General features: G+C 37.9%; 20 protein-coding genes. 1 reads left to right on the top strand and 19 read right to left on the bottom strand.

Annotated features, from left to right (window positions below):
* Nucleotides 1-253 precede the first annotated feature (253 nt).
* The 6 genes from FFM71_RS07905 to FFM71_RS07930 form a co-directional block, all read right to left on the bottom strand.
* A complete protein-coding gene (locus FFM71_RS07905) occupies nt 254-2,320 on the bottom strand; it encodes an LTA synthase family protein (RefSeq protein ID WP_137611635.1) in 2,067 nt (688 codons plus the stop codon).
* Nucleotides 2,320-3,363 (bottom strand): lysylphosphatidylglycerol synthase transmembrane domain-containing protein, encoded by a 1,044-nt coding sequence (locus FFM71_RS07910; protein WP_137611636.1) that lies wholly within the window; start codon nt 3,361-3,363, stop codon nt 2,320-2,322. Before FFM71_RS07910 ends, FFM71_RS07905 begins: the two co-directional genes overlap by 1 nt.
* Nucleotides 3,363-4,397 carry a glycosyltransferase family 4 protein gene (locus tag FFM71_RS07915; RefSeq protein WP_137611637.1) on the bottom strand — a complete coding sequence of 345 codons (1,035 nt, stop codon included), beginning with the start codon at nt 4,395-4,397 and terminating at the stop codon, nt 3,363-3,365. Before FFM71_RS07915 ends, FFM71_RS07910 begins: the two co-directional genes overlap by 1 nt.
* Nucleotides 4,390-5,589: a glycosyltransferase family 4 protein gene (locus tag FFM71_RS07920; protein WP_137611638.1), complete on the bottom strand. Its 1,200-nt coding sequence runs from the start codon at nt 5,587-5,589 to the stop codon at nt 4,390-4,392. The genes FFM71_RS07915 and FFM71_RS07920 overlap by 8 nt, the downstream gene beginning before the upstream one ends.
* 79 nt (nt 5,590-5,668) lie before the next feature.
* The gene (locus FFM71_RS07925; protein WP_137611639.1) at nt 5,669-6,163 is read right to left on the bottom strand and encodes a QueT transporter family protein; all 495 of its coding nucleotides are present in this window, start codon (nt 6,161-6,163) and stop codon (nt 5,669-5,671) included.
* 320 nt (nt 6,164-6,483) lie between these two features.
* Nucleotides 6,484-7,128, bottom strand: coding sequence for a deoxynucleoside kinase (locus FFM71_RS07930; RefSeq protein ID WP_137611716.1), 645 nt, complete (start codon nt 7,126-7,128; stop codon nt 6,484-6,486).
* 260 nt (nt 7,129-7,388) lie between these two features.
* On the opposite strand from FFM71_RS07930, the gene FFM71_RS07935 reads away from it, so the two are divergent.
* Nucleotides 7,389-9,581: an LPXTG cell wall anchor domain-containing protein gene (locus tag FFM71_RS07935; protein WP_137611640.1), complete on the top strand. Its 2,193-nt coding sequence runs from the start codon at nt 7,389-7,391 to the stop codon at nt 9,579-9,581.
* A gap of 52 nt (nt 9,582-9,633) precedes the next feature.
* On the opposite strand, the gene FFM71_RS07940 is transcribed toward FFM71_RS07935, so the two are convergent.
* The 13 genes from FFM71_RS07940 to FFM71_RS08000 all read right to left on the bottom strand — a co-directional run bounded on the left by FFM71_RS07940 (nt 9,634) and on the right by FFM71_RS08000 (nt 26,776).
* A complete protein-coding gene (locus tag FFM71_RS07940; protein WP_137611641.1) occupies nt 9,634-11,442 on the bottom strand; it encodes a DUF2207 domain-containing protein in 1,809 nt (602 codons plus the stop codon).
* 366 nt (nt 11,443-11,808) lie between these two features.
* Nucleotides 11,809-13,605 (bottom strand): DUF2207 domain-containing protein, encoded by a 1,797-nt coding sequence (locus tag FFM71_RS07945; protein WP_171000512.1) that lies wholly within the window; start codon nt 13,603-13,605, stop codon nt 11,809-11,811.
* Nucleotides 13,606-13,847: 242 nt separating this feature from the next.
* Nucleotides 13,848-14,318 (bottom strand): SsrA-binding protein SmpB, encoded by a 471-nt coding sequence (smpB, locus tag FFM71_RS07950; protein ID WP_137611643.1) that lies wholly within the window; start codon nt 14,316-14,318, stop codon nt 13,848-13,850.
* 5 nt (nt 14,319-14,323) lie between these two features.
* Nucleotides 14,324-16,654: a ribonuclease R gene (gene rnr / locus FFM71_RS07955; protein ID WP_137611644.1), complete on the bottom strand. Its 2,331-nt coding sequence runs from the start codon at nt 16,652-16,654 to the stop codon at nt 14,324-14,326.
* Between the two features lie 8 nt (nt 16,655-16,662).
* The gene (locus tag FFM71_RS07960) at nt 16,663-17,400 is read right to left on the bottom strand and encodes an alpha/beta hydrolase (protein WP_137611645.1); all 738 of its coding nucleotides are present in this window, start codon (nt 17,398-17,400) and stop codon (nt 16,663-16,665) included.
* 58 nt (nt 17,401-17,458) lie between these two features.
* A complete protein-coding gene (gene secG, locus FFM71_RS07965) occupies nt 17,459-17,695 on the bottom strand; it encodes a preprotein translocase subunit SecG (protein ID WP_057892842.1) in 237 nt (78 codons plus the stop codon).
* Between the two features lie 76 nt (nt 17,696-17,771).
* Nucleotides 17,772-19,313, bottom strand: a complete 1,542-nt coding sequence (locus FFM71_RS07970) for a ClC family H(+)/Cl(-) exchange transporter (RefSeq protein ID WP_137611646.1) — start codon at nt 19,311-19,313, stop codon at nt 17,772-17,774.
* 15 nt (nt 19,314-19,328) lie between these two features.
* Complete coding sequence (locus FFM71_RS07975) at nt 19,329-20,387, bottom strand: oxidoreductase (RefSeq protein WP_137611647.1); 1,059 nt, start codon at nt 20,385-20,387, stop codon at nt 19,329-19,331.
* A 777-nt stretch (nt 20,388-21,164) separates the two neighbouring features.
* Nucleotides 21,165-22,466 (bottom strand): phosphopyruvate hydratase, encoded by a 1,302-nt coding sequence (gene eno / locus FFM71_RS07980; protein WP_137611648.1) that lies wholly within the window; start codon nt 22,464-22,466, stop codon nt 21,165-21,167.
* Between the two features lie 85 nt (nt 22,467-22,551).
* Nucleotides 22,552-23,304, bottom strand: coding sequence for a triose-phosphate isomerase (tpiA, locus tag FFM71_RS07985; RefSeq protein WP_137611649.1), 753 nt, complete (start codon nt 23,302-23,304; stop codon nt 22,552-22,554).
* Between the two features lie 26 nt (nt 23,305-23,330).
* The gene (locus FFM71_RS07990; RefSeq protein ID WP_137611650.1) at nt 23,331-24,545 is read right to left on the bottom strand and encodes a phosphoglycerate kinase; all 1,215 of its coding nucleotides are present in this window, start codon (nt 24,543-24,545) and stop codon (nt 23,331-23,333) included.
* A gap of 121 nt (nt 24,546-24,666) precedes the next feature.
* A complete protein-coding gene (gap, locus tag FFM71_RS07995) occupies nt 24,667-25,695 on the bottom strand; it encodes a type I glyceraldehyde-3-phosphate dehydrogenase (RefSeq protein ID WP_137611651.1) in 1,029 nt (342 codons plus the stop codon).
* Nucleotides 25,696-25,729: 34 nt separating this feature from the next.
* Complete coding sequence (locus FFM71_RS08000) at nt 25,730-26,776, bottom strand: sugar-binding transcriptional regulator (protein WP_137611652.1); 1,047 nt, start codon at nt 26,774-26,776, stop codon at nt 25,730-25,732.
* Between the last annotated feature and the right edge of the window lie 11 nt (nt 26,777-26,787).

The raw sequence follows: 26,787 nt of genomic DNA on the forward strand, positions 1-26,787 counted from the left end.
AGAACTTTTTCAAAATAATTAAAGGCGTTTGGAAAAGCTATTAAGCTTGAATCCGTTGACGCCGTTGTCATCTGTCGCAACAACAAGATATATATTACCAATTAGATTAAGTGTGTGCAACCCTTTTTTACAAAAAAGTTGAATTTTTTTCAAAAGGTTAATCATATTTGGTGTTAATGGCTATCTTACTGCCTATTGATGGCTTCTGTACACAAAAAAAGCACCAGAGATTAATTATCTCCAGTGCTTTCATTTACTTGTCAGAACTTAATTCCGGCGCATCCGTTTGATAGAGATCAACCATTGACTTATTATCGTTCTGAGCCAATAGACTAGTCCCCTTCTCCTTTTGTGCCTTCTTAAGTGCTTTCAAGGCTGTACTCTTCTTATATGAGAAATCCTTCTTGTTAACAACTGTAAAGCCAGGTAGCTTATGGAACCTCAAGAGATCTCCATTGATAACACGATCTGACAATGACAATTCTGTTGTTACACGATTAGAGAGTTTTGCCTTCTCTTCTTTAGAAATCTTCTTATCAACTTTACCAGTCTTAGTATTATAGTAAGTTCCTCCGACCTTCGTTACCGTTGGCGAGACAAAATTACCATTTCTAAATGCCACGACTTGCGAGTGCTCACTGGATAAGAGATCACTACCAAATTGAATCATATTCTTATTATCAATTCCAAGTAGATTCAATAATGTAGGAAGAACATCAATTTCACCACCATATGTATGGTTGATTCCGCCTTTTAGTCCGTCCATATGAATCATAAATGGTACACGTTGATACTGAGCATCATTAAATTCATTGAATCCTTTGATTCCAGTCAACTTAGCCATTGCTTTCTTATGGTTATTGGAAATACCATAGTGATCACCATAGAGTACGACCATACTATTCTTATCTAAACCAGTTTCTTTCAACCAGGCCATAAACTCACCGATAGATTGATCCAAGTAATGAGCTGTCTGAACATAACCATCAACAGTTTTATCGCCAGTATCAGTCTTTTCAATCGATTGATTCTTCTTATCAAGAGTATATGGATAATGGTTCGTAACAGTAATCAATTTTGCATAGAATGGTTGTGGCAATTGTTCAATATACTGTGCAGAGTCACGCATGAAAATTTTATCCTTCATACCATAACCAACGTTATAACTCTTCTTTTCTTTATAGTAATTAGAACTGAAGAAATAATCATAACCCCATGATTTATAAGCATTATCACGATTCCAGAAACTTGGAACGTCCCCATGGAACGAGGCTGACGTATAACCGGCTTCTTGATCCAAAATTGCTGGAGCAGCCTGGAAGGTATTTGTCGTACCATCAGTAACCATGGCTGAACCTTCTGGCAATCCGAAGAGTGAGTTTTCAAGCATCAATTCCGCATCAGCCGTCTTACCTTGGCCAACTTGGTTAAAGAAATTATCAAAGCTCAAGGTATCGTCTTCATGATAAATCTTGTTCAAGTTAGGAGTTACCTCTTCACCGTCCCACTTATAGTCAATCATGAATTGTTGCAAACTTTCCAAATGAATGACAAAGACATTTTTACCTTTTGCAACACCTGTATATTCCACATTAGGCTGAACATAATTGTCCTTCATATATTTCTCTATTGAATTGATATCGGAACTCTTCGCCTGCGACTTAACAGCATTAGTCTGTGTGGTCTTAATCATATCGTACACATTGAAAACATTTAGTCCCAAGTATTTAACGATATAGTTATTATCGAAAGTTCTTGTCAAAAGTTGTGAACGGTCACTTTCGGCTAACGTTAAATTAGCACCAAATAGTAATACTGCTAGTGAACTAATCAAAACTGGAATCCTCCAGTTAAGACGCTTAATGTCCATTCTTATGACGTGAAAGGCTAGCAATAATATCAGAATAATCACATCAATAAAGACCAAGAAATCAGTTGGTTTCACAATACCTAAGATACTCTTACCCAAGTTATTGGAAACAGATCCTGATCCTTTAATCAAAACCATTGTCAAGAAATCTGAGAATTCACGATAATACAAGATATTCGAGAACAACCAAACGGTATCCAAGAAATCAATTATCAGTAGAAAAATATATGACTTTCTCCCTTTCATATACAATGAGATTCCAAACAGTAATAGCATGACTGGAATCGGATTAATAATCATTAAGAAAGTTTGAATCGAACCCTTAACACCTAAGTTAAACTTAGTTTCATAAGCATAAATAGTTTTAAGAGTATATAGCAATACAGCTAAGATCACAAAACCTAGCCTAGTATTCAAGAACTTAGAAATACCCGTAGTAATACGCTTCATTATTTTCGCTCCATAGATTTATTAGCAACTTGTTGTTCAATTTTCGGTTTCTTCGAAACAGCAATAATCCCTAAGAACATCCCCAAATAATACGTAATAAATCTCCATAAAAACATACCCAAAATCAAACCTGAAGGAGAAGGTATAAATCCAGCAAATAACGTCTTGAAACTGAATTCTGCCCCACCTGATCCACCAGGGATTGGGAAGATTGAGACAATCATAACGATCATAATATGCATCACCAAAACATCGACGACGTTAACATGATCGCAATTCAATGCCAGTAAAACAAAGTAGACTACGAAGTAATACAAGAATAGTTGCACAATTGTCAGTAATGAAGCTTTGATAACTTTTGCTTTCTCTTGCTTCAGTACAAGACTCTCTTTATAGAAACTATCAATGTAATTCGTAGCTGACTGTAAAATTCTATCACGTTTTTCCTCTTTAAGAAAAAATAAAACCGGTTTCAAAACAATTTGTACCATTTTTTTTGTAAAATCATAATAATACATGATCATCAACAAGAATGAAATGGTAACAACGTGTATGACCATCCCAAAAACTATCAAAGTCGCTAAGCCGGAGAAATGCTTAGCAACACTATTGAAACTAACCAACATCGCAACAATGAAGTTGACCAAAACCATTGCTTGATAAATAACAAACTTCATCAACAAAACGGAACTAGCTCGTCCACCGTCAATTTTAGATTGCATCAAACCAACTAACTGTGCAGGTTGACCACCAGATGAAAACGGCGTTATAGCATTAAACAAAGCTTGGAGTAAAGGAATACGGTACATTTCCCACCAGCCAAACTTACGATCTTCTTTCTTTTTTAAAAGCGTATGCAAAACTAAGGCTTCAACGCCATACGATAACATAATTGACAAAAATGCCACCGCTAGCCAGAAGTAGTTTAAACTCTTAAAAGTTGAAACTAAGGAACTGAAGTTGATTTTTCTAGCTTCCCACCAGAAAATACCAACGCCTAATCCAATCATTACAAAAAGTGCAGCAATTTGTTTTCTACTCATTATTTATCCCGTTGTGCAATATTATATTGACTCGTATAGAAATCATACCAAATTTTACTCAAATTTTCTTCTGAGTATTGATTAGTTGCTTCTTGAGACTTCTTCTTAAAATCATCCAGAATTGAACGATCATGGTTTGCCTTATTGATGAATGCATTCATATCTGCAAAACCATCTGCCTTTTGATAGTATCCGTCAATAATTGCACGATACAAGTCAAGATCACGTAAAAGCACTGGTGCACCACAGCTGAATGCTTCTAAAACAGACATTGGGAATAATTCATCAAATGAAGGCAATAGGAACAAATCACAAATATTATAGTAGTTTACTAAGTCATTTCTATCAACTATTCCTGTGAATTTCATATTGCTAGGAGCATTCTCGATCATATCTTTATAACGGTCGTATCCATCAGTAATTTTCCCAAATGAAAAGCCACCAGCCCAGATAAATTGAATATCTGGATTAGTCTGTGCCAACTTGTAGAAATCATCGACACCTTTACGTTCTTGAACTTGTCCATCACCAAAAACTACGAATTTATCAGCTGGAATTCCCAACTTTTTACGAAAATCTGCTTTTTCTTCAGCAGTTTTCTCATAAAAATTCTCTGTTGAAACAAAGTTAGGAATATATTTGATTTTCTTACGATCCAAACCATGTGCAACCAATTTGTCAATAAACGTTGGATTAACAACAACAATCTGATCCATGCGCTTGTAAAAACTGATGACATACTTGTAAAAGACACTCTTAGCTGGTTCAGGTAATTTGATACTACCTTCCAATGTCTCAGGTAAAAAGTGTACGTAGCCAATCTTTCGACCACGTTTTTTAGAAAAAGTCGACAAGTAAAATTGAGGGTCAATTGTGTGATAGTGGCTCAAATCACTGGCATGATAATCATTTATCTTAATGTCAAATTCATCACTGAAGTGATCTTTCAACAAGCCAATCAATTCCTTATAGGCACTACCGACACCTTGGCCGGCCACTTTATCTGCAGATGAAAACATATTAATCTTAATCATTCGAATACTCCTCTGGATCAATTGATGAATCTGAAAGTTTCTCCCTTATAAAGTAATCTTCGGACCGACGGTAGAAATCAAGAATAGAATTACCAAATCCATCAGATGAAATACCATAAAGTACCTTTTGACGGGCTTCACGGTCATCAAATGAATTGGGGTGATCGAGATACGTCTTGATTTTAGGTACTAACTGATCATCTTCGTTGAATGTTACACCAACTGAAGGATCAGTCAACAAGGCGTCTGTATATGGCGCGCTTCTAACAATAATCTTCGTGCCTGATGCAATCGCTTCAATATACGTCAATCCCTGTGACTCAGTATCACTGGAAGAAACAAAAATATTTGCCATGTGATAATAGGGTGAAATTTGATCATGCTCAACTTCGCCAGTAAAGATAACATTATCACTAATACCAAGGTCTTTACTCATTTGGACCAACTCATCCATATCAGGACCATCACCAACAATTACTAACATAATCTTTTGATTATATTTCAAAAGCTCCGGCATCGACTTCAACATGTGATCAATTTTCTTTTCCAAAGCAATTCGACTCAACATTAAAATTACTGGAGTCTCTTCAGAGATACCTAGTTTTTCGCGTAAATTAGTCACATTGACCGGCTTCGTATACTCTGAGAGATCAACTCCTGTTGGAATAATAGAAATTGGTGTCTTTACATCGTAACGATCCATCGTTTCCTTAACTTGTACACTTGGAGCAACCACTCCAGAAGCGTTCTTTAAGAATAAACGAGTCACTTGCTTAACATGATATGGTTTCAATAAGTGACCGTTCAAAACATAATGTAAATAATCTTCATACATTGTGTGATATGTGTGCACGAATGGAATCTTCAACTGCTTGGCAACAAACTTTCCAATCATTCCCAATGAAAATTCAGTCTGTGTATGGATAATATCCAATTTTAATTCTTTTGCTAAATCGACCGCATGAAACATACCACGGACAGCAATTCTTCTATCGGTAAATGAGATAAATGGCACACTAGTCAAACGAAAGATGTTTGGCTCAATTGTGTCCTTAGGCACATTAGGGTCAGTCGTAGTAAAAATGTAGACTGAGTGACCTTTACGCTCCAAGTCATTTTTCAATGTCTGGATTGATGTAGCTACCCCACTCACTTGGGGGAAGTATGTATCGGTAAAAATTCCGATATTCATATAAACACATCTCCTCACAATACTCTATAGAGTAGATTATAACAAAAAAATGGAGGAATCACTTCCCCCATCCTTCGTCTTATCTTATTAATTTGCTGAAATTTTTATTTTCCATTAAGAAATAGAACACTACTGCTCCAATAGCAACAACTACAAATTCACCAAAGCCAACTGTTACTAGATTTAACCAGAATGGCAACTTCAAAACGAAGTGCAATTCAGCGCCTACTATAATCCCATTCACGACGGCACAAACGACCGGCACAGTCCAAAGTAAACTGTTACGTGATGGAATTCTCGTAATAATCAAGCAAGCGACTGCTGTTGCTAAAGTTCCTAAGACAATATCGTACATCCCTAATTGAGCACTGAAAAGATTTGATATGAAACATCCGACAATCAAAGACCAACTGAACTTATGATTGAAAAATGGCAATAACATTAAAATCTCCGAAACTCTAAATTGAATTTGACCATATGAAAAGGCCGAAATCCCTGGTGCAATCGTGATAGCTACATAAAGTGCTGCTATCAACGCTAATTGGGTAATATCTCTTGTTTTTAAATTACTCAAAGTAAAACCTCCACTGTTTTAATTAATAGCAGGTTACCAGTGCAAACTGCCTCTAATAGGTTATCTTATTTTCCCTTTGGCCGCAAGTTAATACCTTCTAGGCCGTCTACATGGATGAGAATAATCTCTTAATTAACTTTATATTTGTTTGACTTCGATAGTCCTAAATATTTAAAGCAAATTATTATCAGTGATTTTTTACTATTGATCAGCAACATGCATTACTTGAACCCAAAGAAAGAATTAATTGATAGAAAAAAACCACCGCAAGAAATTAACTTCCTGTAGTGGTTTCTTTATTTATGTAAAAATTTTAATTATTAATCTAAAGTACCACGTTGACGCAATTGTTCATCGATCATATCAAGAACTTTTTGACGATCTTCAGGATTTTCAACAAAATCAAATTTGTCACCGTCAAGTTTCATCTTGGGACTGTAATCATAGTCATCATACCAACCGTCATAACGGTCAAGCAATTGGTGATAATATTCTGGAAGTGTTGGATCTTGCTCTGGTTGTTCGTATGAACGGCCACGTTTTTCAATACGGTGAATCATTGTATCGTATGAAATATCCAAGTGTACCAACAAATCTGGAGCCTTTTTAGCTGCAGCAAATGGTAATTCTTGCATCATGTTGTCAAGCAATTCATCGTAAACTTTAACTTCTTGTGGAGTTGCTCTTCCCATATCTGCATTCATATGGAAGAATAGTGAGTCTTCATAAATAGAACGGTCCAAAACATTGTTATCTTGTACCATAGCCTTCTTGATTGATTCAAAACGCTTGTTCAAAAAGTAAATTTGTAGCAAGAAAGCATACTTCTTAGGGTCCTTATAAAATAGTGGCAAAACTGGGTTGTTATCAACCTGTTCATAGAAAGCCTCTGTTCCTAAATGTTCTGATAATAACTTTGCCAATGAACTCTTACCGGCTCCGATTGCGCCGCTCAATACGATCATCATTATTCTCCTCCATACCTCAATTAATTCTCTATTTGTAAAAAAAACAACATTCATAATAATATCACTTCTATGCTACATATTGTATCATTTTTCAAAATTTCACAAGATATGGTAGCAGTTTCAAACTAGAAACTTCCTATTAGTAGGGTTTAGAAAAGAAAATTATTTTATTAAAATTTCTGCTGTATCCCCCTTTTTTCTATTCAGCTTTCATTCTATAATTATATTTGTATTCAAATAGAAGGGGGATAATATTCATGGGGAACAAATTACGCAATTTTCTAGTTGCATTTGTGGCCGCATTAGGACTTGTTGTTCTAGCTTTTTCAAGTCAGACGACAACCCAAGCTGCTACAAATTACAACACGAACGATTTGTTAAGCGGTATGTCAATTCAGCAAAAGAATTATGGTACCGCTAGTGATGTTAATTTGACGCTTGATTGGGATGCATCCGGCAAGGAGCTACATGATGGCGACACATGGACAATTGAATTACCCGACACTCTCAAAGTAAGAAATGACGGTGAAGTAATTCAACTAAAGGATAAGGATGAAAATGTTATTGGCGAGGCAGTATTAAATGCTGATAACACTATCACTGTTACCTTTAACGAAAACGTTGAAGGTAAACAAGATTTTTCAGGTAGTCTGAATATTGCATCAGGTATCGGACCCGGTAAGGGTGCCGTTATTGGTGATAATAATGTCATTATCGGCGATAAGAACGATAATATGACTGTTACATCTTCAGATGCTGATTTTTCAAAGAAAGGAACGATTGGGACTGACGAAAATGGAAATGCCATTGTTACATGGACTATTTTGGTCAATCGTAACAGTCAGAATTTTCCTAATTTGACTGTCAGTGACTTTATTGACCCTAGTACTTCTGGACAAACTTACGTCCCTGGATCAGTCAAAGTATATGAGGCTGCCTGGACTTCTCCTGGTTATTACAAGAAGAGCGGTCCTATCAGCAGTGGTTCTTACACTCTAAACGAAGAAAGTAACGGCTTTACTTTATCCAATCTTCCTAAAGATGATCAATTTTATGCCATTACTTTACAAACAAAGATCAATGATCCTGAAAACATGGCTGGTGTAAAATTTAGGAACCATGCCGATTTTACTTGGAGCAATGGCGGCTCTGGAAACAGTAGTAACGTTAATAAAGATTCAGCTGATGGTAGTGTAACAAGTAATACCAACAGCGGTAGTGGTAACGGTAACGATATTAAAGGTAATGTTACTTTAACTAAATTGGATGCTAATAATGAATCAGAAGTTTTAGCAGGTGCTACTTACAGTCTTTATAAAGAAGATGGAACACTTGTAGAATCTGGTCTAACAACTGATAGCAATGGTCAAATTTCAGTTTCTAACTTGGATAAAGGAAACTACTACTTCTTAGAAACTACACCGCCTACTGGCTTTGAACCAAATGGCAATGAAGTTCCATTTTCAATCACTGGTAATACTGCTGCCACAGTCAATGTTACAGCGGAAGATGAACCCGAAACTGACGTTGACGCTGACAAAGAAGGCTCAATCGTTATCATGAAAATGGATGACGAAACTGGTTATCGTTTAGCTGGTGCCGAATTTACTGTTACAGATGAAAACGATAATGTAGTTGGGACAATTACAACTGATGCTCTAGGTATCGGACATTTATACAACCTCAAACAAGGTACCTATACTATCACTGAAACCAAAGCTCCAAACGATTATCTAACAACTGATAAAACACAAACAGTAACAATTGATAAAGATAACTTAACTCCTGCTTTGTTCGTTTTTAAAAATACCAAAGAATCAGTTTTTGATGATTCATACAATGTTACACTTCAAAAGTTTGATCGTAGCAATATGACTACTGGTGTACCCGGAGCTGAATATACTTTGTATACAGCTGATGGTACTCCAATCGAAACAAGAGTAACTGACAAAGACGGAATGATTGCAATTGATGGTTTAAAACCTGGAGATTATTACTTCTTAGAAACAAAAGCTCCAGATGGCTTCGATTCAAATCCCAAAAAGCTTCACTTTACAATTGTTTCTGGAACTGAAACTGTAGAAGCAGTTGAAACTTCAGATCCACGTTCTGAAGGTGGTTCTGGCGGTAATAACGGTGGCGATGGTGGTAACACTACTGACCCCGGTGATAACGGTGGCAACGAAGGAAATACTGACGGTAATACCGATGGCAACAACAGTGGTAACGAAGGCGGCGACAATGGTGGCATAATTGTTGATCCAGAAAACCCTGGTTCAAACAATAATGGCAACAACAACGGCGGCATTATCACTAATCCCGGTAGTAATAATTCAACCAATACTAATAACACACTTCCACAAACTGGTGCTAAATCAGGCATGGCTGTAACTTTGATTGGTTTTGTTATTTTACTAGGTACAGTTTACTTCAAGCGTCGTCACGCTTAATTAATAGGTAAAAAAAATAGACCGAGAAATCTCGGTCTATTTTTTTTACCTATTAGAAAGCTCCACCGCCGGAACCTCCACCAAAACCACCTGATGATCCACCGGAGAATCCTCCTGAACCACCACTAACACTGGATGAGCTACCAGAACCTCCAGTAATGGCATTACCAAATGAGGCTTGAAATCCTGACGAACTGGAATTGATAAAACTGTGTGCTCCAATATAGTATGGAATTACCATAGAATTGTCTAATTGCTCCACACTGAAGTTAACCTTCAATGCCTTAATAACTTTATCCGAAACTCCAAAAACGACTGCATAGGGCAAAAATTGCTCCCAGAGAATCAAATCCCCTACTTCTGCCATCTTAATGTCATCAATATCTTTCAACATTCGTTTGAAGGCGCGAATCTTATTGACCTCTTCTTCACCCAAATCGGTATATGGGGTAACTTTCTTTTGGACTACCGCAAATATTGTCCAAAATATTGCCACAAAAATCAGCATTAGACCGCCACTTATCAGTATATTCTTATCGAATATAATTGAAATTATCCACATAAGAAAGACAATGATAGTGGTCGAAATAGCTGCTAATTGAAAGTCCTTGACTATATTCAAATTATTCATATCAAGATATTTATCGCGACCTTTAGCGGCAGTTTTAGACCATTTCTCAAATTGTTTACTCAACTTGGGACTGCTGTGACGATTTCCCTTAGTTGACCGCTTGATTTGTTTCAAACTAACTTTCGTTCCATCACCGATATCCTCAATCAAATATTTAAAAAACGGATTCACAGGTGGAACTAACGCCGTTATTTCATAGGTTTTCTTAACCTTATCAATTTTCATGCGACGCTGACCTACTTCGACTAACAAATCAGCTGTTAAAGACAAACTGTCAGCCTTATCAGTTCGATTCAAAATAACTTTGGTCAAACTGGGTAAAAAATCTGGCTCATCAAAATAATGATGTAATGGCGTTGGAATAGTATGTTTATTTCCTGAGTTCTTATGGAAATTATAGAAACGAATAATATAAATCAGTAAAACAACTATTGTTCCAAAAATCATCAATGCTCGATAAATTAATTTCTTGCGACGACGACTAGCATTAGCATTCAGAACCAATTGCTTTTCCTGTGCCAGAACCTTAGCCTTATGCTTCTTGTTAATAACATTCTGATTAGTAGCTGTCACACTTGTTGGAAAAATCATGTGGGTTTCCACTATTTCATGTGCAGGCAGTTTAGCTAGCTTCATTACAACTTGTCCCTTTTTATGACTGACACTGGTATAGCCATCAGAAGGTCCATGAGTCCAAGCCTGCAATTTAGTAACATTGGTCTGGGGTAAGTTAACCGTCAATACTACATTGTGTAAGGTTTTATCCCAACCTCCACCAATCATTTTCCAATTTAATTCGGCCGTATCAGTGTAGTTAGTAATCGCCCCAAGCAATCGATATTTATAAATAAATGTCAAATTACGATCCTTGACTGAATGATAAACTTTCAACCGCATGTATTTGTCAGTTTTGGTGACCTTGAAAGTATCCTCTTGACCTAAATCACCTTGTGTTAAAGGAGTAATCCGTTGTCCATCTTGAATCGAAATCTCTGGAGTTGTGGCACCCTTAATGCCTTCGATATTTTGATTATAATAAACACCATGAAAATCACCTTGGAATTTATATTCAATTCTTTGGGTCAATTCAATATCGCCATTCTTTTGAATATCAGCTTGTGCATGATATTTTTCAATCTGATAGTCACCATCGGCTTTAACTGTAGTAGTAACGTTAAAAGCACAGATGATACCCAGCAAAGTGAAAAGCAATCCCCATATTTTTCTCATATGTACCCCTCAATCTTTAGTAGACATATTTTATCATGATTCGGGTGTAAAGAGAAAGGCGTCAACAATCGCGGTTAGGATTGCTGACGCCTTTTTATATAAAGGCAGTGGCTCTAAAACGAGCTACTCAAGGGCAACTCCCTCCGCTTTTCGTAGCTAAGTAAATCACACGCAAAATCGGCGTGCAATTCACTTAACTATGAAAATGCTCAGGAGCTGACCGCCCTTTTTTTGCTCTCTATTCTAAAACGAGCTACTCAGGCCAATTTCTTCCGCTTTGCATAGCTTCCCAAATCACGCACAAATTCGGTGCGTAAATCGTGAAGCTACGTAAATGCTCGGAAATTACCGGGCCTGCTCCGCTCTCTAAAATGCTCCTCCAGATCCACCACCGAATCCGCCTGATGATCCACCTGAAAATCCACCAGACCCTCCGTTGATATTGGCAGCTCCACCTGCACCAATTGCACCCGCAAAGGCACTTTGGAATCCAACACTAGATGCTCCAAATGCTCTGCTAAAACCAATATAATTTACCAAAACAATTGATTGCCCCAATTGCTCAGGGGTAAAGTTAACTCTCAATGCCTTAATTACTTTTTCTGAAATGCCAAAGGCAATGGCATATGGAATAAACTGCTCCCACAGAATAATATCGCCCACTTCAGCCATCTTAATATCATCGATATCTTCAAGCATCCTCTTGAAAGCTCTAATTTGGTTAACGGCTATCTCACCTTCATCAGTATATGGAGTGATTTTTTTTCTAATTAAATAATAAACTCCCCAAACCAATACCGCCAAAGTTGCCAAGATAACACCCGGCCACAACATTGGTTTACCAAAGAGCAGTGTAATAACAAGCATGATTGCCACAATAATATCGGTAGAAACAGCCGCGATGCTAAACCCATTAGTAATATCCATATTATGCAAATCTAAATATTTTTCTCGATCCTTAGCTGCATTCGAAGCCCAATCATCAAAATGCTTGGAAACTCTTTCCTTGCCATCATAATCTTGAGCTTCACTTCTAATCGCCCGCAGCGTAACTTTCTTTCCATCACCAATATCATTGATCATATACTTGAAGAATTCATTGGTCGGCGGAACTAAAGCTGTAATTTCAAATGTTGTACCAACTTTTTCCAATTTCATCCGATGATGACCAACTTCATCCATCAAATCTGCTATCAATGACTGAGTATCACCGTCATGCTCCCGATCCAAAATCACCTTACTAAAACTGGGCAAGAATTCTGGAGCATCAAAACTGTGATATAACGGCGTTGGAATTTGATGCTTAGTACCTGGTCTCTTGCGCATCGTAATGAATTTATAAAGATAAATACCTAACACAACTAAGATTCCAAAAGCCATCAATGACCAATAAATACCATTTTGCTTCTGACGTGACTGATTAGCTTGAATGGCTAACTGTTTTTCTTCAGCACGAACCTTTTGTTTCATATTTTTATTAACAACGTTTTTATTCTCAGCAGTAACCGATACTGGGAAAAGCATGCGAGTCTCAATCATCTCATCTCCAGGTAATTCAGGTACATTAATAACGACACGTCCCCTTTTTTTATCCACTTGATTATGACCAGTTAAAGGCCCATGCGACCACGCCTGCAATTGAGAAATATTCTGCTGTGGCAGGTTAACTGTAACTTTAACATCCTTCAAAATATCGTCCCAACCATAGAGAATCCGCCAATTCAAAACTGCCGTATCATTATAATTTCTAACCAACCCTTTGAGGGTATATTTATAAATAAAAGCAGCATCCCCAGTTGACATCTTATGGTAAACTTTCAATCCCAACTTTTTATTAGTCTTCGTTGCCCTAAAGGTATTGTTTGCTCCGCTGTTCGATTCCCGGATTTGGACCGTTTGAAAGCCGGTATCAACGTAAACCTTAGGTTGAGTAATATCTTTAACACCCTTCAAACTTTGGTTATAAAAGACCCCGTGAAAATCGCCTTCAAAATGATAGTCTAGGCGTTGCGTTAATTCTATATCCCCATTTTTCTTCACGTTAGCTACGATATTATATTTTTGAACCTTATACTTACCCGCGGCCGAAACATTGGTAGAAGTCACCTGAAAAGCTAGAATAATTCCTAAAAAAGCTATGACAAATCCCCATATTTTTTTCATTATTTCCCCCAGTAGAACTGATTGCTTTAATTTTATCATAGTCAGGATTTTTAAAACTTAACTTGGAAGGTTTTATATATCTTTCTTTGTCTAGCACCTACAATTTTCGAACAATATATACTAAAGAAATCCATTAAAATATCCAGAAAATACTTAATATTTTGAATACTTTTAATATCCGTCGACATCCTCCAATATATTCCCCAGAAAAAACTCAAAAAAAAAGCGATCATCGCTTCAAATTAGTACGCATTTTTCATAACACGTCTAATTTCTCGCTCTTGATCACGTTTTTTAATTGTTTCACGTTTATCGTATTGTTTCTTACCTTCAGCCACGCCAATCAATACTTTAGCGAAACCATGTTTCAAGTAAACCTTCAACGGTACGACTGTAATACCCTTCTCCTGAACACTTGCAGTAATCTTACGAATCTCTTGTTTATGCAAAAGTAATTTTCGATTACGTAATGGATCATGATTGAATTGGTTTCCCTGATTGTAAATGCCAATATTAACATTTTCTAACCAGAGTTCCCCATTTCTAGCTTGAACAAATCCATCCTTAATGTTCATCTTGCTGGCACGAACTGATTTAATTTCAGTTCCCGTTAAAGAAATACCCGCCTCATATGTATCTAAAATATTATAATCATGGCGAGCTTTACGATTGTTAGCTACTTCATTAGCAGCCTTTGCATGATGTTTCTTCAAAAGAATCACCGACTTTCGTATTTACCACGTCTCTTATGGCTATTCTTATCACCATGGTCTTTATTGTTATCATTGTGGCGACCATGACCACCACGTTCGCGTCCATGTTGCATTGAACGCTTCTTCTTAAATTCTGCTTCACGTTTATCAGCTTGTTCTTGCTCTTCTGGAGTTAAAACACGTTCAAAATCAATTTGTCTATGTTCAACGTCAGCTCTGATAAGTTTAACTTTGATTGGTTCCCCAACCTTAAATGTCTTACCAGTGCCACGGCCGTGCATCGACATACTCTTTTCATCATATTCGTAGAAGTCATCCTTCATGTTAGAAATATGAATCAATCCTTCAACAGTATTATCCAATTGAATGAACATACCAAAACCAGTCACAGAACTGACAACGGCATCGAATGTATTTCCAACTTGATCAGCCATATATTCAGTCTTCTTCAAATCGTCAACGGCACGTTCAGCGTTAATGGAAATTCTTTCACGTCCAGATGTATGTTCGGCAATATCTTTAAGTTTATCGCCCCACTTAGTCTGTTCTTCCTCAGTAAAACCATTCTCAGCGTAACTGTGAATCATACGGTGAACAGTCAAATCGGGGTAACGTCTGATTGGAGATGTAAAATGAGTATAGTACTTGGCAGCTAAACCAAAGTGACCAAGTGGTTCGTCAGAATATCTAGCTTGTTGTAAACTTCTCAACAACATAATTGTAACAACTTGTTCTTCAGGAGTTCCAACAACACTTGCTAAAACATTTTGGAACATCTTAGGAGTAATCTCTTTCAAGTTACCCTTAACCTGCACACCCATAGCAGCAGCAAATTCAAAGAAGTTCTTGATTTTTTCTTCATCAGGTTTTTCATGGACACGATATAAGAAAGGAACATGTTTCAAATTATAATGTTCAGCAACTGTTTCGTTAGCAGCTAACATAAATGATTCGATCATCTTTTCAGATGTTCCACGTTCTCTTAACTTAATATCGATTGGCTTACCGTTTTCATCAACGATAATTTGTGCTTCAGTTTCTTCAAAGTCAATGGCACCACGTTCATGACGCTTTTTGAACAAGATTGCGTGTAAGTCAGCCATTTCCTTTAACATTGGCACAACTGGAGCATATTCTTCAGTCAACTCTTCGTCGTCCTTAAGAATTTCATTAACATTGTTGTAAGTCATACGATATTTAGATTTGATAACACTAGGGTAAATATCATGTTTAACAACATTACCTTCATGGTCAATTTCCATCTCACAAGTTAAAGCTAAACGATCTTCACCAGGATTCAATGAACAAATTCCGTTTGACAATCTAAATGGCAACATTGGAATTACTCGGTCAACCAAGTAAGTACTTGTCCCACGAGTATAAGCTTCTGTATCAAGTGGTGAGCCCTCTTTAACATAGTGCGTAACATCTGCAATATCGACTTCAAGATGGAAGTTGCCATTTGGCAAAATATCAAGACCAACGGCATCATCAAAATCTTTGGAGTCATCCCCATCGATAGTGATAACCATGTTTTCAGTTAAGTCTTTACGACCTACTCGATCTGAGTCCAAAACGTGGTCAGGAACCTTTTCAGCTTCTTTTAACACTTCATTAGGAAACTCAGGGTTAATGTCATTGTCAACAACGATTGACATAATATCAACACCGGGATCGTTTTTATTACCGATAACTTCAAGTGCTGTTCCGTCCATACTTTGTGGGTGCTTAGCATCTGGATATTGATCGATTGATACTTGGACCATATCACCGATTTGTGGGTGCAACCCCTTGTCAGAGATGAAGATCATATAAGAAGCAATCTTCTTTTCATGACTCTTAACGTAACCATAATGACCAGTCTTTTCAACTTGGACATCACTGTAGGCATGAAATTCACCGACAACTTTTGACAATGAACGCTCTTCGATCTCTACAACTTCACCTTCTGGCCCTTTGTCGATCCAAGGGTTTGATGGTTTTGTGATTTTAACTTTAACGGTATCGCCATTAACAGCGAACATCGTATTAGTTCTGGCAATAAAGGCATCCGGGTCAACTTCGTCATATCTAACGAAACCGAATCCTTTATCATTACCTTTGAATATTCCTTCAACGACAGTCTCTGGTGCGGCCATCTTGAATTCATCCTTGTTGGTCAAAGTAATTTTACTTTCACCTTCTAAGACAGCTAGAGCCTGAACAACACGCTTAAAAGCGGATGCTCCATGCATTCTTAACACGTCTTCAATCTGTTCGGATTTGTAACGACGGTCAGGATTGCTTCTGAAAACCTCTAGTATGTCTGCAATTAATTTATTATCTTTATCTGGCATTTCTTTCCTCAATTGTTTTCTAAAAATTTTAATACGTCACTCTCGAGCTGAGAATGAGCGCGGTTGATAGTCAAAACATGCCCTGCATTATATAAATGTAGCTGTGATGTTTTAACGTCCTTAGCCACTTCTAATGCAGCATCTGGATTAACTAATTTATCGTTCGTACCTTGACCAATAAAATATGGTCGCTTTATTTCAGCTAATTGGTTTGTTACACCAACGGAAGTTTTTCTGATCTCAGTCAACTTAGCATCAATTTTGGAACTAACTACTCTTATTTTAGAATCGATTTCAATTTCTGTTAAGTCCTGTTGAATAGAATACACCTTTTTTGCATAAGTCAAAAAGGCTTCCTTGATTCCGTGATATCCTGTACTACCTAATGGTGATCCAAATACTCCACCGCCGATAATGTCAGGGACTTCTTCCAAAGCCTTTGTAGCAAAGATTGCTCCCAGAGATAGTCCAAAGACATAAATTTGAGTTTTCTGTTGTTCTTGTAAAAATTGAATTGCTTTTTGAGTCTGTTGCCACCATTTTTCAGGCGAACCGAGTTCTAGAATGTCCAACGGTTCAGCTGTTCCGTGTCCGGCAAACATTGGTGCATACGCCGAATAACTGTTTCTTTCAAGAAAACGACCAAGTAGTCGCATATCGTTGGAAGTGCCTGAAAAAGAATGTAACAACAAGACCGCTGTCGGTCCACTATCAAAATAGAATGGTTTGGGTCGTAATATTTTCATACTATTTTGCTCCTTATAACAAAAAACCTCCTGAGTAACTTTCAGGAGGATAAATTGCTTAGTGAGATGATAAGTATACTAGTATGATTGAAAATGCAAAAAACAATACTAGTAAAACGTAGGTAACCTTAACCATGAAGGCTTCAAAACCACGTTTCTTCTGGTTGCTGAATAGGTCCCCACCACCACCAGACAATGCATTCAAAGCATCTTGTTGCTTTGTAGGTTGCATTAACACGGCAATTACTATCAAAATGGATACGATTATCAACAATGTTTCGATAATGTTATACACCTGTAAAACCTCCGTTCATGGTGTTAAAAAAAGCTGAAATCACTCCTAAAACAATAACATAAATGAAGTCAAATTTCTAGTCCATTGACTTAAACAAATTGTTTAGCTTTTCAGTCATCTTGGCTCTTTGACCAGCATTAACCATGCATATTAAACGGTCACCAGCTTTGATCAAAGTATCGCCACGTGGTATCAATTGACGTTCGCCACGGTAAATTGAAACAACCAAAATGTCTTTGGGAAAAGGAATATCCCGAATATATTTACCATCGATTGAACTACCCTCATAAATCGGTACCTCAAGTCGATCATTAAACTTGCTGACACGATTGAGATACGTCGAATTAATACTAAGACGTTCCTTCAAGGCTTCATAAATTGGAGCACCATTCAAAAGATCCACAACGATATATGCTACTAGCGATATTACGGCTAGTGGCATCAAATGCTTTAGTGAACCAACCATCTCTGTGACCAAAATAATGGCCGTAAATGGTGCTTTACTAATACATGCAAAATAACCAGCCATTGCAAAAATAATCAGGTTACTTTCAAAATACAGCGGTAATAATCCCATTTGATGCATAGCAATCGCATAAAGTGCACCAATAATGGCACCTAGGTTTAGAATTGGCAAAAAGATACCACCTGGAACTCCTGATCCATATGAAATCATTGAATAGACAAATCGTATAACCAGTAGTCCAAACATCAAACCTAAACTAGGACCATAGCTTTGTAAATCCACAATAATTTCATTTCCACCACCAATAAATTGCGGTACCCACATTCCTAAGGGAACAATCAAAATTAGTGGAATAATACATTGAATATAACGTGGCAAACGAGTCAAATTGAACACAGCTGGCATCGCTAAAGTACAGATTTGATACAAACGTCCCATTAACCCAAGAATAATTCCCAAAACAATCAAATGCCAATAATACTTGATTGGCAAGCTAAATTTATATGGAACTTGTAAAACCGGTTGTAAGCCGAATACATACAAGGCAATCACATTTGCACTAACCGCACTAGCTAGAGATGTAACCCACACTAATGGCGAAAAGTTATGATAAACCTCTTCCAAAACAAACATTGCACCAGCAATTGGAGCACTAAAAGCTGCTGACAATCCTGCTGCTGCGCCACTGGCAATCAAAACTCGCTGGCTAACTCCTACATTATCATGTGTTAAATCACCAACGCCTTGACCAATCGCTGCACCTAATTGGATTGAAGGACCCTCTCGACCAAGAAATAACCCTGGGGCAATACTTAAAATTCCCCCAACGAACTTACGCCACAACACTGACCACCAATGCATCTGCATTTCTCCAGCCAATTGTGCTTCAACCTGTGGAATACCTGATCCTGAAATATCTGGCTCTTTTTTCAGTAAATAACCAACAAAAATAGCAATGGCTATCATTAAAACAACCAGCCCAACTATTAATCCCATATTGGTTCGAGCCGCAATATACAACCCTTGAAAAATCCTCAAAGAACGTGCAATCGACCAACGGAACATACTTACTACTAACCCGGAAAGAATCCCCACCAATATTCCTTCAGCTGTCAGTTTTAATTTTTCATTATCAGTGAACGCTAACTTCATTTTTCTCCCCTATAACTATAAGTCTAATTTTGGAACATCGTAAACCGCTGGTGCCGGTTGATAGAATCCCGCTTCGAGTAACTCCATATCGGTCAAAATTTCTTCATCAGTTACTAAGCGCGACTTGTGATTGACTAGAGTCTCATATACTGAATCATAGTACAAACCATAATCACCTAACGGCGTCTTAATTTGCTTCTTGATCCAATCACCATTTGAATTGCGATATTTAGCAATACCATAATACATTGGACTATCTTCGCCAAAACCAGGAGTTCCCGGCATGATGCCAGCTTTCAAATCATTTTCCTGCTGGTCAGCTCCATATTTGATGAAAGAACCATTCATTCCATGCACAATAAAACGCGGATAATCTACCGCAACATCTGTACTGACCTTAATTTTTACTTTCATCTGTGTACCATAATGTAAATCAACATCAAAGTAATTGTCGACCGCATCAGCCACTTCAGTGTTACGTATATCATAAACCACTTTGTCAGGACGACCAAACAGAGCGACCATGCGATCCATCAGATGAATTCCCAATCCGTAAAATTCACCTTGTTCTTTGGTACCCTTACTGTTAACAGTATTGGGACGATAATAGTCAATATGTGATTCGACTTCAACAATATCACCCAAAAATCCTTGATCAATAACTTGTTTAGCGGCTAAATAATCACCATCAAATCGGCGATTTTGATAAGGCATAACTAAAACCCCGTTGTCTTTACCCAATTGAATCAATTCTTTAGCATGACCTAAAGTGTCAACAAAAGGCTTTTCGACAATGACTGATTTTTTAGCTTCAATAACCTGTTTAGCTAAATCATAGTGCGTTTGAGCGGGAGTACAAATAGTTACTAAATCAATTTCAGAATCATTTAAAATATCGGCTAAATCGTTAGTAAAATTAACGCCTCTGTCACGATATGGTTTAGCAAGTTCTTCATTAACTGACTTACGTGTGTAGATGGTTTTTACTTGGAAATTATCTCTGATATTAAGATAAGGTAAGTGATAACGATTGGCTGATTTACCAAAACCAATAAATGCAATTTTTAAGGTCATATTCGTTTCCTCCAAATATTGTGTTGCTCTGACTATTATTATTGTACAAAAATTTGATAACTTATTGAATTATACCGCTTCCGGTTGACAGAGAATTTTCGCCTGCTGTGGGACCGGCTCAAGCCAAAGGACGGTCTCGACCCTCGATTTTGAGCCTTGCAAAACCAGCAAGTCTCAAAATACGTCCTGTAGTGTAATGGCTAAAGCCATAACGCTACTTCCACTGCACGTGAAATTCTCTGTCAATCTCCAGCTAGGGTTACTGTTCTTTGATTTCAAATTGAACAAAATCTACAATAAAAATCCCGACTACTCTATTAATGGATATAAATACAATTAGACTATTCTAATTCATATCTAAAGGTTGAAAAGTGAAAAAATAATATATCCATTGTTGTTACAATCCTAGAGCTGATTTATTCAAATAAGCAGAAGTCTTCATTTTATTGTTCCAATATTAAAAAAATAAACTAGTTGGAAGAGTTGATAGTATTCAATTGCAGCGAAAGTGGCGTTATGGCTTTAGCCATTACACCACCGGGCGAGTTGAAGCCTCGCGGGTTTTGCGAGGCTTCAACCGAGGTTCGAGACCGCTTTCCAGGCTCGGGCCGTTCCGCGCAGCAATTGAATACTCTCAACTCTGGAAACGGCATACTTAACTAAACTTTCAACCTTGAGCTACATTGATGCCAAGCTCCGGCCGCCATTTTTAAACCTACTATTTCATTGTACAAAAAAAACAGCCCTAAGGCTGTTTAATTCATTACTTATTTGTAATTATTTGTTCAAGTTGTAGAAACTCTTGATACCCTTGAATTCAGCTTGGTCGCCAAGTTGATCTTCAATTCTCATCAATTGGTTGTACTTAGCAATACGGTCTGTACGGCTCATTGAACCAGTCTTGATTTGACCTGCGTTTGTAGCAACAACAAGGTCAGCAATTGTAGTATCTTCAGTTTCACCTGAACGGTGAGAAACAACGGCTGTAAATCCAGCTTCTTTAGCCATTTCGATAGCTTCGAATGTTTCTGTAAGTGTACCGATTTGGTTAAGCTTGATAAGGATTGAGTTTGAAACTCCCATTTCAATACCCTTCTTCAAGTAGTCTGTGTTTGTAACGAACAAGTCATCACCAACAAGTTGTACTTTCTTACCAAGTTTAGCAGTAACTTTTTGCCAGTCTTCCCATTCGTTTTCATCGATAGGATCTTCGATTGTAACAACTGGGTACTTGTCAACGATACCAGCAAGCAAGTCGATAAATTCGTCTGTTGAAAGAACAGCACCGTTTTCGCCTTCACCCTTTAGTTCGTACTTGTGTGTTTCAGCATTGTAGAATTCTGATGAGGCACAGTCAAAACCAATAGCAACATCTTCACCAGGTTTGTAACCAGCTTTTTCAATAGCTTCAACCAAAATCTTGAAAGGAGCTTCGTTGTTTTCAAGGTCAGGAGCAAAACCACCTTCATCACCAACAGCTGTGTTCAAGCCACGGCTTTCAAGAACAGCTTTAAGTGAGTGGAATGTTTCTGAACCCATACGAACGGCTTCACGCATTGATTTTGCACCAACGGGCAAGATCATGAATTCTTGGAAGTCAACGTTGTTGTCAGCATGCTTACCACCATTGATAACGTTCATCATAGGTGTTGGCAATACGTGAGCATTAGGACCACCAAGGTATTCGTACAATGGAAGACCTAATTCGTCAGCAGCAGCACGAGCAGCAGCTAGTGAAACACCAAGAATAGCATTAGCACCAAGTTCACCCTTGTTAGGTGTACCGTCTAAGTCGATCATAGCTTGGTCAATTGCACGTTGGTCAGTGGCATCCATGCCGATAACCTTTTTAGCAATCTTGTCGTTTACGTTAGCAACGGCTTTAAGAACACCCTTGCCACCAAAACGTGATTTGTCGCCATCACGTAATTCAACAGCTTCGTGTTCACCAGTTGAAGCACCTGATGGAACAAGTGCGCGGCCAAAGCCACCTAGTTCAGTATATAGTTCAACTTCAACAGTTGGGTTACCACGTGAATCAAGAACTTCACGGCCTAAAATATCAGTAATTACAGACATATTTTAAAAATCTCCTTTTCGATTTTATTACAAACTAATTTTAACCTTTTTAACACTTAAAATAAATATATAACCTAAAAAGTTATTATTTGTTGAAAGTTGCTAAAGCGATGAATGATTCTGGATCCATTGATGCACCACCAACAAGTCCACCATCAATATCTTCTTTAGACATTAATTCTTTAACGTTAGCAGGTTTTACAGAGCCACCGTAAAGGATACGTACTTTATCAGCAGTATCAGCATCGTACAAGCTAGCAACCTTTTCACGGATTACGTGAACCATTTCTTGTGCTTGGTCAGCAGTAGCTGTTTTACCAGTACCGATAGCCCAGATTGGTTCGTAAGCGATAACTGATTTAGCTAAGTCAGCTGCAGAAATGCCTTTAACAGCATTTTCGATTTGACCAGTAACCCAGTCTTCAGCCTTGCCAGCTTCACGTTGTTCTAGAGTTTCACCACAGCAGATGATAGGTAACATGTTGTTCTTCAAGATAGCGTGAGCTTTCTTGTTGATATCTTCATCAGTTTCACCGAAGTATTGACGTCTTTCTGAGTGACCAATAATTACATAGTCGATACCCATTTCGTCAAGAGCTTTAGGTGATGTTTCACCAGTAAAAGCACCAGATTCTTCAAAGTATGAGTTTTCAGCAGCAGTCTTTAATGGTGTACCTTCGGCACCTGCAACAAGTGTTGTAAGGTCAATAGCTGGAGCACCGATAATAGTTTCTACGCCAGATTCTGGTAATTTACCTTTGATACCGTCTAAAAATTCTTGGGTTTCTTTAGGATTTTTGTTCATCTTCCAGTTACCCGCAATAATAGGTGTACGCATAAAATTAATTCTCCTCTGAAAAATAATTATTTATTTGAAATTGAATCAATACCAGGTAATGTCTTACCTTCAAGATATTCAAGTGAAGCACCACCACCAGTTGAGATGTGTGTTAGCTTATCAGCAATACCAAGACTCTTAGCAGCAGCAGTAGAATCGCCACCACCAACAATAGTAATAGCATCAGTCAAGCTACCCATAGCACGTCCAACTTCTAGTGTACCTTCAGCAAACTTGCTCATTTCGAATGCACCCATTGGTCCATTCCATACAACAGTCTTAGCACCTTTTAGAGTGTCTTGGAACAATTTAACTGTCTTAGGTCCGATATCAAGAGCCATTTCGTCATCAGGAATATCAACACCATCAGTAGTTGTTGCGTCAGCATCATTTGAGAATTCTTTAGCAACAATGTGGTCTACAGGAAGTACGATCTTGTCGCCAGCTTTTTGAAGGAGGTCCTTAGCTAGTTCAACTTTATCTGCTTCGAATAGTGACTTACCAATCTTGTGGCCTTGTGCAGCTAAGAATGTATAAGCCATACCACCACCGATGATAATGTGGTCTGATTTTGGAATTAAGTTTTCAATAACACCAATCTTATCTGAAACCTTTGCACCACCAAGAATTGTTACAAATGGGTGTACAGGATTAGCAACGGCATTACCTAAGAACTTGATTTCCTTTTCCATCAAGAATCCAGCAGCAACGGGTTTGCCAGCAGCCTTCATGGCTGTTGAGATACCAACGTTTGAAGCATGGCTTCTGTGGGCTGTACCGAAAGCATCGTTGATAAATACGTCACCAAGTGATGCCCAGTATTCGCCAAGTTTAGGATCGTTCTTACTTTCACGTTTACCGAAATCATTGTCGATATCTTGGAAACGTGTGTTTTCCATAAGTAGAATTTCGCCGTCTTTTAGTTCGTTAACAGCGTCTTCAAGTTCTTTACCTTCGTTAACAGGTACGAACTTAACAGGCATTCCACTTAATTCTTGAAGTTTTTCAGCAACTGGTTTTAATGACAAAGCTTTCTTGTCTTCATCACTCTTAATACGACCCAAGTGAGATAGCAAGATAACCTTTCCACCATTTTCTGAAACATATTTGATTGTTGGGATAGCACCAACGATACGGTTTGTATCGCCGACAACACCGTCTTTAATAGGAACGTTGAAATCTACACGCATTAGGACTTTTTTGCCTTTTACGTCAACGTCAGAAACAATAAGTTTAGCCATTGTAAATAAATCCTCCAATATTTTCCTTAAAAAAAGGCGGAAGGAGTTATCCTCCCTCCGCCAATTTAAATCACACTAAATTAGGTTTTATCTTAAATTAGTTACTAGTTCAACTAATTGATTAGTCTAATGTAGCAAATTTCTCAAGTGTACGAACCATTTGTGCAGTAAATCCTGATTCGTTGTCATACCAAGCAACAGTCTTTACAACTTGTGAGTCACCTGAACCAACAATTTGTGTTTGTGTTGGGTCAAAGATTGAACCGAATGATGTACCGATAACGTCTGAAGATACGATTTCATCATCGTTGTAACCGAATGAAGGGTTGTTTTCTGTATATTTCTTAATAGCAGCATTTACTTCGTCAACTGTAACTTCTTTGCCAAGAGTTGCAACTAATTCTGTAACTGAACCAGTAATAACTGGAACACGTTGTGCATGTCCATCAAGCTTACCCTTCAAAGCAGGAACAACCATACCTAAGGCTTTGGCAGCACCAGTTGAATGAGGGATGATGTTTGCAGCAGCAGCACGTGCAGCACGAACATTACCTTTACGTTCTGGACCATCTTGAAGTTTTTGAGTAGCTGTGTAAGCATGGATAGTTGTCATTGTACCAGCTTTAATACCGAATTCTTCGTTTACGGCATTTGCTAGAGGTGCAAGACAGTTTGTTGTACATGAACCAGCTGATGCGATTTTAACGTCGTTTGTAAGAACGTCATCGTTAACACCGTAAACAACTGTAGGCATGTTACCTGATGGAGCTGAGATCAATACACGTTTTGCACCAGCATCGATATGAGCTTGTGCTTTTTCTGTTGATGTGTAGAAACCAGTACATTCAAGAACGATATCAACACCGTCGTTAGCAACCCATTTAAGGTCTGCAGCGTTCATTTCAGCATATACAGGGATCTTCTTACCATCAACAACGATAGCTGCATCTTCAGCAGTGATCTTGTCAATTTCGAAGTTACCATGAGCAGTATCGTACTTCAATAAGTGAGCAAGCATAGCAGGTGAAGTTAAATCGTTAATTGCAACAACTTCCAAATCTGTCTTGCCAGCTGCTTGAAGTGCAGCAATACGGCGGAATGCCAAACGACCGATACGGCCAAATCCATTAATACCAACTTTTGTAGTCATACAAAAATTCCTCCTTCAGGAAATCAAAAAAATATTATTTTAAAGGGTTATCCCTTAAAATCAGCTTTGAGGCACCTTCATCAGTAATCAATACTGTATGATGTGGTGCATTTTTCATATATGATTGAATCGCTTCGGCCTTACTTTGACCACCGGCAATCGCAATCACATGTTCTATTTTATCAAGGTCCTGGACATGAAGTCCAATCCTAGGTACCTTATATACAAGTTTACCACTTCGATCAAAGAAATCACCAAAAGCTTCAGAAACAGCATTACCATTATCAACAATACTTTGTTCCTTTTCGGAAAGATTTCTCCGGTCAGCCATAATACTTGCTGTGCCAATGCTGTGAATCACAACATTACTTCTATATATTAGTTCAAGAACCGACTTAATTGAAGTCTCTTTTTGCAAAGATTCAAAACTTTTTTCGCTAATGTCCTCAGGAAGGTACATAGCTCGGTACTGGCCTTGAGTTTTCAAAGCCATCTCTGCACAGACACTATTTGCTTGAATCGTTACCGACTCACCTACTCCACCACGAGCTGGCACAAATACCAACTGTCGATTTTTCGATAAGTCTGGTGAAAGATTTCGAGCCACACGTGCCAAGGTACTCCCACCGGTGACAGAAATCATTGACTGTCCCACTGGTAAAATCGACCCTAAGAGTTGATTCAGTCTTCTTCCAAACGAATCAACTACTCGGTATTGCTTATCAGCATTACCGGGTAAGACGATACAACGACTAATTCCAAGCTTCTGGCTCAACTGTTTCTCTAAAAGAGCTGTTCCTTGGTAATTAGCCAATATATCGGTCAAACGAACCACTACATCGCTACCTGTTCTTGTCAAAGACATCCCAGATTTTGAAGAAACAAGTAGGCCTTGTTTCTTTAGTAGATCCGTTTCTGTTCTTAAACCACGCTCAGTGACGTTAAGATCATCAGCTAATATTCTGCGTCCGACCGGCTCCATCAATGAGATACTCTGAAGTATTTTAAATCGCTTTTCCAGAGTCTTAATGAAGTCTGGGGCAACTAAATCCAGCAATTCTAAATCTTCATTATTAGTCATTTGATATACTC

The organism is Companilactobacillus huachuanensis (assembly GCF_005404815.1).
GTDB classification, from domain to species: Bacteria; Bacillota; Bacilli; order Lactobacillales; family Lactobacillaceae; genus Companilactobacillus; species Companilactobacillus huachuanensis.